The 13409-nt window shown below is 57.8% G+C and carries 13 protein-coding genes; 12 read left to right on the plus strand and 1 reads right to left on the minus strand.

What is annotated here, in order from left to right:
* The first annotated feature begins 65 nt into the window (after positions 1-65).
* The 11 genes from B2590_RS13020 (at position 66) to B2590_RS13070 (ending at position 10945) form a co-directional block, all read left to right on the plus strand.
* Positions 66-908 (plus strand): AAA family ATPase, encoded by an 843-nt coding sequence (locus B2590_RS13020; RefSeq protein WP_075196100.1) that lies wholly within the window; start codon positions 66-68, stop codon positions 906-908.
* 22 nt (positions 909-930) lie between these two features.
* Positions 931-2109: a vWA domain-containing protein gene (locus B2590_RS13025; RefSeq protein ID WP_007152565.1), complete on the plus strand. Its 1179-nt coding sequence runs from the start codon at positions 931-933 to the stop codon at positions 2107-2109.
* A 376-nt stretch (positions 2110-2485) separates the two neighbouring features.
* Positions 2486-2974 (plus strand): hypothetical protein, encoded by a 489-nt coding sequence (locus B2590_RS13030; protein WP_036205916.1) that lies wholly within the window; start codon positions 2486-2488, stop codon positions 2972-2974.
* A 9-nt stretch (positions 2975-2983) separates the two neighbouring features.
* On the plus strand, positions 2984-4627 hold the full coding sequence (locus tag B2590_RS13035; protein WP_091641139.1) for a hypothetical protein: 1644 nt from the start codon (positions 2984-2986) through the stop codon (positions 4625-4627).
* Positions 4624-7428: a tetratricopeptide repeat protein gene (locus tag B2590_RS13040; RefSeq protein ID WP_091641136.1), complete on the plus strand. Its 2805-nt coding sequence runs from the start codon at positions 4624-4626 to the stop codon at positions 7426-7428. The genes B2590_RS13035 and B2590_RS13040 overlap by 4 nt, the downstream gene beginning before the upstream one ends.
* The gene (locus tag B2590_RS13045) at positions 7418-7885 is read left to right on the plus strand and encodes a tetratricopeptide repeat protein (protein WP_091641133.1); all 468 of its coding nucleotides are present in this window, start codon (positions 7418-7420) and stop codon (positions 7883-7885) included. Before B2590_RS13040 ends, B2590_RS13045 begins: the two co-directional genes overlap by 11 nt.
* Positions 7886-8236, plus strand: coding sequence for a hypothetical protein (locus B2590_RS13050; protein WP_091641130.1), 351 nt, complete (start codon positions 7886-7888; stop codon positions 8234-8236).
* An 18-nt stretch (positions 8237-8254) separates the two neighbouring features.
* Complete coding sequence (locus B2590_RS13055; protein ID WP_036205450.1) at positions 8255-8899, plus strand: MotA/TolQ/ExbB proton channel family protein; 645 nt, start codon at positions 8255-8257, stop codon at positions 8897-8899.
* 15 nt (positions 8900-8914) lie between these two features.
* The gene (locus tag B2590_RS13060; RefSeq protein ID WP_036205451.1) at positions 8915-9430 is read left to right on the plus strand and encodes an ExbD/TolR family protein; all 516 of its coding nucleotides are present in this window, start codon (positions 8915-8917) and stop codon (positions 9428-9430) included.
* Positions 9427-9921, plus strand: coding sequence for an ExbD/TolR family protein (locus tag B2590_RS13065; protein WP_036205453.1), 495 nt, complete (start codon positions 9427-9429; stop codon positions 9919-9921). Before B2590_RS13060 ends, B2590_RS13065 begins: the two co-directional genes overlap by 4 nt.
* On the plus strand, positions 9914-10945 hold the full coding sequence (locus tag B2590_RS13070; protein ID WP_143071126.1) for an AgmX/PglI C-terminal domain-containing protein: 1032 nt from the start codon (positions 9914-9916) through the stop codon (positions 10943-10945). Before B2590_RS13065 ends, B2590_RS13070 begins: the two co-directional genes overlap by 8 nt.
* A gap of 18 nt (positions 10946-10963) precedes the next feature.
* Here the strand turns inward: B2590_RS13070 and B2590_RS13075 are convergent, their stop codons facing one another.
* Positions 10964-11449, minus strand: a complete 486-nt coding sequence (locus B2590_RS13075; protein WP_036205454.1) for a MaoC/PaaZ C-terminal domain-containing protein — start codon at positions 11447-11449, stop codon at positions 10964-10966.
* Positions 11450-11642: 193 nt separating this feature from the next.
* Here B2590_RS13075 and B2590_RS13080 point away from each other — a divergent pair, with 193 nt between their 5' ends.
* Positions 11643-13319 (plus strand): long-chain fatty acid--CoA ligase, encoded by a 1677-nt coding sequence (locus B2590_RS13080; protein WP_091641125.1) that lies wholly within the window; start codon positions 11643-11645, stop codon positions 13317-13319.
* The last annotated feature ends 90 nt before the right edge of the window (positions 13320-13409 follow it).

Below are 13409 nucleotides of genomic sequence, written 5' to 3' on the forward strand. Positions count from 1 at the left end.
TCTCTATACTCTGAGTCTATTTTCAAACAGACGTTTAACCGTTAATTGAACAGGACACTATCAGCATGAAGTTTACCGGTACCGAGAAATATGTTGCGACTGATGACCTGCAGATGGCCGTCAACGCAGCCATAACGCTGCAACGCCCGCTACTGATCAAGGGCGAGCCCGGCACTGGTAAAACCCTCCTGGCCGAAGAAATGGCTGCGTCCCTCGGCCTGCGCCTGATTCCCTGGCACATCAAATCCACCACTAAGGCCCAACAGGGACTGTACGAATACGATGCGGTCTCCCGTCTGCGGGATTCCCAGCTCGGTGACGAGAAGGTCAAGGACATCAGCAACTACATCGTCAAGGGCAAGTTGTGGGAAGCCTTCGAATCCGAGGAACAGGTGGTACTACTGATCGATGAAATCGACAAGGCGGATATCGAGTTCCCGAACGATCTTCTGCTCGAACTCGATCGCATGGAATTCTTCGTCTACGAGACACAGCAGTCTGTGCGTGCCAAGCATCGGCCTATCATCGTGATCACCAGTAACAACGAAAAGGAACTGCCGGACGCTTTCCTGCGCCGTTGTTTCTTCCACTACATCAGCTTCCCGGATCACGACACCATGAAGAGCATCGTGGACGTGCACTTCCCGGGTCTGCAGCAGCAGGTGGTTCGCGATGCGCTGGAAGTTTTCTTCGACGTTCGCAAGGTGCCAGGGCTGAAGAAGAAGCCGTCCACTTCAGAACTGATCGATTGGCTCAAACTGCTGATGGCGGATGACCTGTCTGCCAAAATGTTGCAGGAGAAGGACACCAGTTCCGCCTTGCCGCCGCTGTATGGCGCACTGGTGAAGAACGAGCAGGATGTTCACCTGTTGCAGAAGTTGGCCTTCATGGCCCGTCGTCGCAGCTGAAATACAGCAAGAGCAGCACCCTATGTTGATTGATTTCTTTCTCGAAGTCCGGCGGGCCAAGGTGCCCGCCAGTCTGCGCGAACTCCTCGACCTGCTTGAAGCTCTGCAGAACAGGCTCGCCTTTGCGAATATGGAAGAGTTTTACTACCTGGCTCGTGTCTGCCTGGTCAAGGACGAGCGCCATTTCGATAAATTCGACCGGGCGTTCCAGGCCTATTTCGAGGGCATAGAAAACCTCGATGACCTGATGCAGGCGTTGATTCCGGATGATTGGCTGCGCGCAGAATTTGAAAAGCAGCTGTCAGAAGAGGACAAGGCCAAAATCGATTCCCTCGGCGGGCTGGAAGAGCTGATCGATACCTTCAAGAAACGCATGGAAGAGCAGAAGGAGCGTCATCAGGGCGGCAACAAGTGGATTGGCACTGGTGGTACCTCACCCTTTGGTGCGAACGGTTACAACCCGGAAGGTTTTCGCATTGGCCAGAACAAGGGGCGTCATGGCCGCGCCGTAAAGGTTTGGGAAAAACGGGAGTTCAAGGACCTGGACGACAGCGTCACTCTCGGCATTCGCAATATCAAGGTGGCCATGCGTCGGCTGCGTAAGTTTGCCCGCCAGGGTGCCGCGGACCAGCTCGACATGGACGATACTATCCGCTCCACTGCCCGCAATGCCGGGTACCTCGACTTGAAGATGGTTCCCGAGCGGCACAATGCGGTCAAAGTCCTGATCTTCTTCGACGTGGGTGGCTCCATGGACCCTCATGTGCGGGTCTGCGAGGAGCTCTTTTCGGCTGCTCGGCTCGAATTCAAGCACATGGAGTACTTTTACTTTCATAATTTCATCTATGAAAGCGTGTGGAAAAACAACATCCGCCGGATGAACGAAACAACGAGCACCTGGGACATTCTTCACAAGTACACGCCGGACTACAAAGTGATCTTTGTAGGGGATGCCACCATGGCGCCCTATGAGGTGTCACACCCCGGCGGGTCCATCGAACACTGGAACGAGGAAGCGGGCGCAACGTGGTTTCAGCGCATTACCGATCACTTCCGCAAGGTGGTGTGGATCAATCCATTGCCGGAGAGCTACTGGGGCATGGGTGGGTCGCTCGGTATGACCCGTCAGCTGGTGAATGACCACATGTATCCGTTGACCATTGAAGGCCTGGAATCGGCCATGAAACAACTGAGCAAATAAAAAAAGCCGATGCGGTTGAGAGCATCGGCTAAGCTCGGCATATCAAACGGGGTGGCCAGAAGGCTGTCCCGCGCTTCTCTCGGAGCAAATCCGGGGCCAGTTTAAAATAGTGGATATAAATCAGTTGATTAGAATAATTTCCGTGCATCTCCCGTGAACGGGAGATTCCTCGACGTTTTGCTCCTGTCAAAAAATCCGACGGTTTCGGATTTCCAATTGGTGATCTGGATACCGTTCTTGCCTGTTACCAAGTGTTACTCTTTCTGCCGGTTTGTTACAGAGCATTGCTAGAGGCAGGAAGCGTATGGTCGCCGGAGCGCAGCAAACAGTAACGGTTGGGCGCCAGGTCAGGGTGGCGTGGCCGGTCATTTTGGTCATGATGGTGGCATCTCAGCTCGGTTTGACGCGTAGCGCCTTTGCTGAATCGCTGGACCAGGAGATCGACCGCCTGAAAGCCGATGTGGCGGACCTCAGCCAGACGTTGTACCAACTGGAGGAGAACGTACTCTACCCAGTCGACACGCAAGTGGCAGTTTTCCTGACACTCAGGAATCGGGAGGGGCTGGATCTGGACTCGGTGGAACTGTACCTGAACGACACGCCAGTTGCTTCCCACCTCTATACCGACCAGGAACGTGACTCCCTGAAGCAGGGCGGTGTCCAGCGGCTCTATATCGGTAACCTGCCTCATGGCGCCCATCAACTAAAAGCGGTTCTGACGGCACGTTCAGCGAATGAACGCTTTGTTCGCCGTGAAGCGACCCATCAATTTCGGAAGCGGCCCGGTGAATCCCGCATACAGCTGTCTCTGGATGCCGCGGCGCCGGACTACGAACCAGTGGTTTCGTTTCAGGAATGGAAATAGGGCGAAAGGATGGTCGTGCTCGCTAAGTTTCGGAAAGTCTCCACACGGTTTGCTCTCAGTCTGACCGCGGCCCTTATCCCGGGGCTGGCGTCCGGAGGCAGCGATTTGGCGTCGTTGCACTTGGGGCTCGCACAATTCGCCCTGGACACCCATGAACCGGCTGCAGCATTGCGTTATACCCGGAATGCCACTACCGAAGCCGAACGCCTGGTTCGCGCTAAAGCATTGTTAGTCACGGGGAGTCATCAGGAGGCTGAACGGCTGCTGAAAGAACTGATCGAAGGACAGTATTACCGCGGGCAGGCGGCACTATTGCTGGCGGAACTGCCGACGGACTCTGGAGACAACAAAACCCGGGAATACCTTGAAACTGCTGCGAAGCGGGCCAGTGGCAGTGACCGGCAAAAGGCGCTTTATCGATTGGCCGAGATTGAGCGGGAGGCGGGGCATACCGATCGGGCCGGGAAGGTGCTGGCGTCCATGGAGCCAGGCTATTGGGCTGCGCTGGGTTACATGAACATTGCGGCTGACTACGGCAGGCAGGACCGGAATCCATCGCGAGCACTGGTTGCACTTCGAGTGGCTCTGGCCATGTCCGAAGAAGACGTCGACAGCCAACGCAGCCAGGAACTCAGAAGCCGACTACTGGTTCGCGCCGGCTACCTTGCTTACGATCACGGAGACTACGAAAAGGCCATCGGCTTCCTGGAGAAAATCTCCCTGGAAAGCTACAGCACATCCCATGGCCTCTACCTTCACGGTCTTGCGCTCTCTGCCAGTGGCAACCAGCGGGCGGCAATGCAGTCCTGGCATCGCGCCAAAAAGTACCCACTGGCCTATCCCGGTGTGGCCAATGCCTGGCTTGGAACGGGTAGGGGGTACGACCTCGCCGGTTACCTGGGGCAGGCGGGTGAAGCTTATCTGGCAGCAAATGCGTCCTATGAAAGTGAACGGGTGACCCTTCGCAAACTGGCTGACCAGATCCGTCAGAAAGGTGCGTATCAGGCGCTGGTACTGGACGCACGGAACTCTGAGGCCCAATGGTTCCTTGCCGACAACCGTACGCTCACACAGCCCCGTACTGCCTATCTGATTCGTTTCATTGAGCAGCCCGCTGCCCAGGCCGCCGTCAACCGGGTGGCTGAACTGAAGGAGATGAGGCAAACACTGAATCAGCGGGAAGACAGCCTTGCTGTTTTTCGGGGGGCCATCAGTGAACGTTTGGGGCCTGTGGGGCACAACGTTGATGGCGGTCCCTTCAACGAAGAAATCAAAGAGCTGGTGCAGCGGTTGGCGAACCTGAAAGCCCGGACCATCTCTCCTGCACAACAAGAGGCGCTGAAAGGTGTAGCCAGGACATTGGCCGATCTGAAAGCGTCCGTTGGCAGGCTTGATGGAAGATTGAAAAAGAAAGATCGCAAGCTCACTGAACTGGTGACACGCACCGACCATGCGCTGGAGCGGATACGGACGGTTCGTCGCACGGCCGATGCACTTCTGAGCAGGGCAGAGTCGGAACTGGATGAACTGGCTCTGGCCTATGTCGAAGAGCAGGATCACCGTATGGCGTTTGCGTTGGATCGGACCGAGCAGCAGATTGCCCACCTGTACGAGTATCTGGCCCTGGAAAACCTTGAGCGAGGTCAGCAATGAAGCCAGTGGTGTCAATTTCCCTGACGGTGCTGTTTACGGCGTTCGCGGCGAGTGCCCAGGCACAGGAATCTTTCCGGGTAGAGCTCGGTCGCGACGGCGAAACCATCGCTGATATGCGCCCGGTTTTTCTGGAATTCCAGTCCCGACCGATGCCGGCCATATCGCCAACAGAAGTTGCCCGTCGATACCAGCGATTGTTTGAACACTCTGATGAACCTGAAGTACGCATTGATGCACTTAACCGACTTTCCAATATCCAGAAGGTGACTGACGAGGACGTCAGCTTCAGCGAAGAACGCGAACAACAGGTATACCGGCAGGCGCTGGAAAGTTACGAATCCATTCTCGACAGGGGCGCCTACCAGGGCCGGCTTGATGAATTGCTATACCAGATGGCGAAGGCTCATGCCTACACGGGGCAGGCGGAGGAGTCTATTGACCGGTTACGCCAACTGGTTGGTCTGTATCCTTCGTCCTCCCTGGTACCTGAGGCCCGCTTCCGCATTGCCGAGGCAGCGTTTTCGGCGGGAGACTATGCCGAGGCTGAGTCCGAGTACAGCCGTGTGATCTCGAGTGACGGCACCGATAGCCTGAAAACCAAGGCCCGATATATGCAGGGCTGGAGCCAGTACAAGCAAGGGTCTTCTGGCCGGACAAGGGCCGCAAAGACGTTCCTGGCGGTACTGGACGGTGTCGGTGAGGAAACCAGTGGGTTTCGCCGCATTCCTGCCAGCGACGCTGAACTGGTTGACGACACCTTCAGGATTGTCGCTCTGATGGCGGCGGAAGACCGGGGCGTTGAATCCCTGGCAAGCTGGTTGACCGATGCGGGTGGCAAGGGCTTCGGGTACCTGCTGTACGACAGGCTGGCAGATTACTACGCCAGCAACCGGCGTTTTGAAGACAGCGTGGCGGTGAACAATGCCTTTGTTCGCGATTTCCAGGCGCATAACGCCGTACCGGCCTTTCTGGCCCAGAATGTGGATGTCTGGCGCATGGCGGGGCAAACTGATCGCGCAAGGGCCGCCAGGGCTGAGTATGTCCAGGCATTTGCCGGCGATGCCCGTTACCAGCAACTCGCGAAAGCGGATCAGGAACGCTGGCAGAATTTCAGCCGGTCACTGGCGGACTATCACTATGATCAGGCCGAAGAGGGGCAAGTGGAGCGCCAAGTGGCATCTTTCCGGTTGGCTGGGGGTTACTACAGTCAGTTGGCTGGCCGGAGCGGCCAGAAGGGAGACGTTCTTCGCATGGCCGGTGATGCGTTCCTGCAGGCAGGTGACCACACTGACGCCTTCAAGCATTACCAGCGTGCGGCTTATGACACGGATCATGAGACAAAAGAGTATCCGGGGGCGGCGGATGCCGCCTGGGCTGCCATCGTAATTCAGCGTGATGCGCTGGACAATCGCAATTCACTTCCCGCGACACTGGACGACCTGGCTGCAGCCGCCGACCGCTTCGCGGCTGAGTTCCCAGAGGACGAACGTCAGGCTGGTCTGACGGCGGATATCGCCAACCGAATGCTCGCGGAGCATCGTTATGCTGACGCCCATCGGTTTGCCGAGCTTGCCATAGCCCATCCGTTGGTCAGCCCAGCCGAACGCTACAGTGCCTGGGTCGCAGCCGGTGAGGCGAACCTGGCGATGGCGTCTTATGGGCTTGCTGAAAATGCCTGGCGTCAAGCACTGGCACTGATTTCAGAGGGGCTGTTACAGGAAGGGCGGGCCAAAGATACCGACAGTCTGAAACGGCAACTAGCCAGCAGCATCTACTACCAGGGGGAGAAAGCGGCGAGCGAGGGCCGCATTGACACCGCCGTGGCGCATTTTCAGCGTGTGGAGTCTGCGTTTCCGGGGTCGGACATTGCGATCAAGGGCCGTTACGACGCAGCGAATACACTTCTGAAGGCAGAGCGCTGGCAGGCTGCCGTTAATGAACTGACCCGATTTCGCACGGATTACCCTCAGCATGACCTGACCCCAACCGTAGGCGAAAAGCTGGTGTTTGCCTATCAGTCATCGGGCCAATGGGTGCGCGCGGCGGATGAAATCATGCGTGCCGACGAAGGAGAGTCGCCGTCCTGGGATCAGCAACTGAGGGCGGCTGAGCTGTATCACAAGGCAGAGGCCCATGCGCGTCGCAATCGCATCTACGTCGTGTGGCTCAACCGCGATTCCGCTGCTGCCGATTCCGAGAGCCATATCCTTAGTCAGACCCTGCGCCAGCGTCTTGTGCTCGACGATGTGGAGCCGCGGCGATATCGAATCGAGTTGGTAGAGCGAGAGCTCGCCAGCCAGTGGCATTCGGAAGACACGCTGACGTGGGCTGGGCGGGCAGCCATCGTGCTGGGGGCGGAGGAGTCCGAGCGGTTTGCCGATGTTCCGCTACAGATTCCATTGGCCGAATCCCTGGGGCGCAAACAAGCGGCCCTCTCGGCTGCGCGGGAGCGTCTCTCACAAGCTGAGAAGCTGATTGGCGAGGGCGCAGGTTCGGAAATTCTGTTCCGTCGGGCAGAGCTGTACCGGGTGATGGCGCAGGATCTCATGACGTCAGAAGCGCCGGCGAATCTGAGCGACCTTGAGGCAACCCAGTACCGGATGTTGCTTGAAGAGGAGGCCTACCCGTTCGAAGAGAAGGCTATTGACCTGCACGCAAGGAATCATCAACGCCTGGCGGACGGAAGGTTTGATGAGTGGATGGAACGCAGCCTGCAAGTTCTGGCGGACCTGTTCCCCGGCAGGTACGACCGGGAGGTGCGCTGGATGACGTGGAATGAGGAGGTCAACGATGATGCCTGAAACAGCACGTGCGGTTCTGCTCACTGGGTGTCTCGCGTTGCTAGCGGGGTGCGCCAGCCAGCCCAGGCCGGAGCCGGTGGTCGTCAACACCGCCGAGGCCAGTGAACTGGCACGTCAGGCCTGGAAGGCACACCAGCAGGGACGCAAGGAAGAGGCCCTCGAACGGTACCGTGAGGCTTTTGATATGAACCCGGGCAACGCGCTCACGGCCAACAACCTGGCATTGTTACTGCGAGAACAGGGACGATTTGAGGAGGCGGTGACGGTGCTGGAGACGGGGCTCAGCCACTCCCCGGTTACCGCCGAACTGCATTACAACCTTGCCGTTATCTCAGAGCTGTATCTGCTGGACCTGGACGGCGCACTGGCGCATTACCGCCGTTACCGCTCATTGGCGGGCACCGAGGACAAGCAGGTGGCCGGGTGGATTGCGGACCTTGAAAGGAGGTTGGACTGAATGCGCCTTTATCGACGATTGACGGCTGCCAGCATGATTTTGATGCTTGGTCCAGTGATGGCCTTTGCCAATGAGGCGTCCAATGCCTCGGAAGCGGTTGTGTCTCAGGCCGCGGATAACACCGTCGCACTGGGCGTGGAGGGAATCAACCACCATACCGGAGACGATGATCCCGGCGTGCTTTATATCCTGCCCTGGCAGCCGCCGACCTTGCCGCGGCGTTCACGCGCTGAACTGGATGCCGGAAGCGAGGAACTGCTCGAACCCAAGGACCCGCTGACCCTTGAGCGTCACCGGACGTTTCGTGAAACCCTGAATCCATTGTTGGATTCCACTCTTTCCCTGCAGTAGAGAACCGGGAGTCTGAATATGCTGGAAACTGTTGTTCGTTTTTTTCAGGAAGGTGGTCCCTTCATGTATCCGATTGCCATTGTGCTGGCCATCGGCCTGGCGATTACCGTTGAGCGTTTCATCTATCTCGCTTCGGTGCGCCGCCGGAACCGGCTTGCCTTTGAAAAGGGCATACTGCCGCTGCTGAGGAAGCGGGATTACCAGCGGGCGATGAAAGCCGCGACAGGCTCTGACAGTGCCATCGCGTCGATCATGAGCGCCGGCATTGGTCGGCTACTGAATAATCACTCCCGCGAAGATGTTGAGTACGCCATGGAAGAGGGGTTGATGGAAGTCTTGCCCCGTCTTGAGAAACGTACCCAATACCTGGCAACCCTGGCCAACATCGCGACACTCCTGGGCTTGTTGGGCACGATCATCGGCCTTATCGCCGCGTTTACGGCAGTTGCCGCTGCAGATCCGTCCCAGAAGGCGTCGCTGTTGTCGGAAAGTATCTCCGTTGCCATGAATACCACGGCGTTCGGGCTGATGTCGGCCATTCCCCTGTTGATGTTTCATGCACTGCTTCAGACCCGCACCAATGAAATCGTCGACAGTTTCGAGATGGCCGGGGTGAAGCTGCTGAACATTATCTCCGAGCAGCCCGCCCCCCAATCCGCCTGAGCCAGGGTTTGCCGCATGAGACGAAAACATCGCAGGCTTGTCAGTAATCCGGAACTGGATATCACGCCATTCCTGAATCTGATGATCGTGTTAGTCCCGGTATTGCTGCTGGGCATGGTCTTTAGCCAGATTCGTATGATTGAGCTCGACTTTCCCGGGATGGAGTCGGGTGAGGCGCCACAGGCTGATGAACTGCGGCTGGTGGTGGCGTTGATACCCCAGGGCCTGGAAGTGCTGGACAGTGAGAGAGGCGTGATCCGGACCCTGCCGTTGATTGAGGGGGAACAGGACTTCGACGGCCTGAGGGAAACTCTCAAGCAGATCAAGAAGCGGGTGCCGGAGAAGACTGACATCGTTCTGGAGGTCAGCCCGGACATCGACTATCAGACTCTGGTGACTGCGATGGATACGCTCCGCTCCTATCCGGCAGTTGTTGCGGCCAGTGTGGTGAAGGGAGAGCTTTTCCCGGATGTGGCACTGGCAGACGCACCTGAAAACCGGACGTTATCGGTCGAAGGGGAGGGTGCATGAAGACCTCCCGCCGTGCCCGTCGTATCCAGCGCCACTACAGCCGTATGCACCGCCCGGGAGGCCTGAATCTGGTGTCCCTGATGGACATCTTCACGATCCTGGTGTTCTTCCTGATGGTGAACTCGTCCGATGTAAAGGTTATGCAGAACACGGCCGATGTCCCACTGCCGCAATCGACCGCGGACAAGGAGGCGGTCGAAACCCTGATGGTCCAGGTAATCGGCCGGTCCATTCTCGTGCAGGGCCGGGAAGTTGCACGGTTGGATGGCATTGAAACCGGGGACAGCACCATCGGTGGGCTGGCGGATGAGCTTGCCTGGGTGCGTAACCGGAGGGGCCAGGTGCCGGAGCAGGGTCATGAGGTGACCATAATGGCAGGGCGCGCCACCGACTACCGGTTATTGAGAAAGATCATGCAAACCTGCATCGATGAAGACTTCCGGCAGGTCCGGCTGGCCGTTGAGTCGGCGAAGGAGGTCGGCAATGGCTGAGCGTCAGGACCTTTCTCTCAAAAAGGTGTCTCCCAACAATTTCGCGACCAAACACCTTTCATCCGGATTGCCATGGGGCGCGGAAAAGGGAGAAAACCGCCGTTTTGTGCTGGCATTGTTGGTGATGGTGGCGGTCTTTCTGCCTCCTGCGCTGCTTATTCCGGCGTTTCAGCTTCCGGAACCCGACCGCAGCGAGGCGGAGAAGATTCCGCCCCAGTTGGCGCGACTGGTAGAGCAACGCGAGGCGCCAAAGCCGATTCCAGTGCCTGAGGTTGAACCTGAACCTGAACCCGAGCCGGCTCCGGAATCTGAGCCCGAGCCCGAACCTGAAAGTACAGAACCCAAAGCGGTGGAGCCGGAATTGGCTGAAGAGGTGCCCCCACCCGAGCCTGTGCGCCCGACACCCGCTCCTTCCCAAACGGTCGAGCAGGCGCGTGAAACCGCCTCCAGGTCGGGTCTGATGGCAATGCAGGACCAACTTGCCAGTATGCGGGCTCCAGAGCCGGACGCCGTGGACACCCTGGCGGCCAACGTCGATGCCGAGACCGCAAGCGGCGATGGAGATCTGTTCGGTGCCGAAACTGACCCCGGCAGGGCGCTTGCTGGCAGCGGCGGCGTCACTCGGGAAGCCGCGCCAGAAACTGAGGTGGCAGTGGCTGGCCATCAGGTTCGAAACGTGGAGGTGGCGCAGGAAGCAGTACCAGAAGCTGCGCCGGAGCCCACCGGCGGACCGGGGCAGCGGGGCATGAGCAACATCCGCCAGGTGTTCGACGCCCAGAAAACGTCACTCTACTCCCTCTACCGACGCGAGCTGCGTCAGGACCCGACGCTGGAAGGTAAGGTTATGCTGGAATTGGTGATCGAACCGGATGGGTCAGTATCGCGTTGCGAGGTGGTGAGCTCCGAGCTGGGCAATCAAAGCCTGGAGCAACGCATTGCCATGCGCGTGCGCCTGTTCAATTTTGGCCAGGACGATGTGGAACCCAGGACGGTGCGATTCCCCATCGATTTCCTGCCGGGTTAATTCAGTGGCCCGTATACGCTAGTGCGCTATGGTAATTTTTGGTAGCTGTGGCTTGCTCAGGGACATCTTTTGGGTAGGAGCGATCACTTTCGCCTCACCGGTCACCACCCGCTCATCGTTCTGGTTGCGGACATCGCAGGATAGGGTTACGCGGTTTTTGCGTTCCTTGGCCAGTACTGTCAATGTCACCGTCAGGGTGTCGTCCAGCTTTACCGGGCGCTTGAACGCCAGGCTCTGTTCCAGGTATATGGTGCCGGGGCCCGGCATCACGGTGGCCAGGGCCGCGGAAATCAGTGAGCCGCTCCACATGCCATGGGCAATCCGTTCCTGGAACATGGAGTCGGCGGCAAACTCCGAATCCAGGTGGACCGGGTTCACATCTCCGGAGACAGCAGCGAACAACACCAGTTCGTCCTCGGTCAGTGTTTTCACATAGGTTGCGGAGTCGCCTTCCTGGAGTTCGTCGTAGGTGATGTTCTCAAGCGTGTCCAAAGTGTCGCTCATGATGGGCTCCAGTGTTGGTGTGATTAGGTTGGTGGCTACAACCGCTACAGTTCTGCTTTGAAAACTACCTCATCGTTCACAAAACTGCTATTCTCTCCCGACTTTTCGAGGCTGATACTTTTGTCTGGTTGATTTTTTGACCAAAACGACATTGGTAAACATTATAAGCACAAATGCCAAACAGGAGATGGTGATGGATTTTGAGCAGTTCTATCAGGACAAATACCCCGCTGGCGTGTCCCTGAACGTAGACCTGGATAAATACAGTAGCATGGTTGACGTATTTGATCAGGCCGTGAACAAGTACGCTGACCGCCCCGCGTTCAGCGCCGTTGGCGCCACGCTCACCTATCGCGACCTGGACACCCAGAGCCGGAATTTTGCCGCCTGGCTGCAGAACAAGACCGACCTCAAGCCGGGCGACCGGATTGCGGTGCAAATGCCCAACGTGTCCCAGTACCCTGTCGTAGTGTTTGGGGCCATGCGCGCGGGCCTGATCGTGGTGAATACCAACCCGCTGTACACCACTCGCGAAATGGAACACCAGTTCAATGATTCCGGTGCCAAGGCGCTTGTAGTGCTGGCGAACATGGCCCATAACGCAGAGAAAGTGCTTCCTCATACCGGCATCGAGCATGTCATTGTGACCGAAATTGCCGACATGCATTCGCCGCTGAAGCGTACGCTGATGAACGCCGCCGTGAAGCACCTGAAGAAAATGGTGCCGGCATTCAGCCTGCCCCAGGCTCACAAACTCCCGGCGGTGCTCAGTGCAGGGGCCAGGGAAAAATTCTCCCCGGTGGAGTGCAAGAAAGACGACATCGCCGTTCTGCAGTACACCGGTGGCACCACCGGTGTGGCCAAGGGCGCGATGCTGACCCACGGCAATCTGGTCGCCAACCTCCTGCAGGCTCGGCCGATGATGGAAGATTCGGTGGAGGAAGGCACGGAAGTGGTTATTGCTCCGCTGCCGCTTTACCACATCTACTCGTTCACCCTGAACTGCGGCATCATGCTTGAAGCTGGCGCCCACAACGTTCTTATCCCGAACCCCCGTGACATCCCCGGATTTGTGAAAGAGCTCAAAAACCATCGTTTCACCGCATTCCTGGGGCTGAACACGCTGTTCGTGGCGCTGTGCAACAACGAAGAATTCAAGGCCCTGGATTTCAGTGCCCTGAAACTGACGTCGTCCGGCGGCATGGCGCTGACCAGCGACACCGCGAAGATGTGGCAGCGTGTTACAGGGTGTGAAATCAGTGAAGGTTACGGCATGACTGAAACCTCTCCGGTTGTCACCTTCAATCCGAACAGCGCGATCCAGCTTGGCACCATTGGCCTGCCGATTCCCGGCACCGAAATCAAAACCATCGACGACGACGGCAACGAAACGCCTCTTGGCGAGCCCGGCGAATTGTGTGTGAAGGGGCCACAGGTGATGCGCGGATACTGGCAGCGTCCGGAAGACACCCAGAAGTCTTTCACTGACGACGGTTTCCTGCAGACGGGTGACATTGCCCTTATCCAGGAAGATGGCTACATCCGCATCGTCGACCGCAAGAAGGACATGATTATCGTGTCTGGCTTCAATGTCTTCCCCAATGAGATTGAAGACGTGGTCAGTGGTCATCCGAAAGTGGTTGAGTGTGCCGCTGTCGGTGTTCCCGATGACAAGAGTGGAGAGGCGGTTAAGGTCTACCTGGTGGCAACCGCGGAAGGTGTTACTGAAAATGAACTGAAAGAGTTCTGCCGCGAACGCCTGACCGCTTACAAGGTCCCCAAATCCTTCGTGTTCCGCGATGAACTGCCGAAGACCAACGTAGGCAAGATCCTGCGGCGCGAGCTGCGTGACGAAGCCAACAGCAAGTAACCGGTTCGTGCGGGCGGTTTAATCGCCCCGAACGGATGATGTGAACCCCGCCTCGGCGGGGTTTTTCCGTTGTGCGCCAGGCATGGCGCG

Source organism: Marinobacter sp. UBA3604 (genome assembly GCF_002375325.1).
Classification (GTDB): Bacteria; Pseudomonadota; Gammaproteobacteria; order Pseudomonadales; family Oleiphilaceae; genus Marinobacter; species Marinobacter salarius.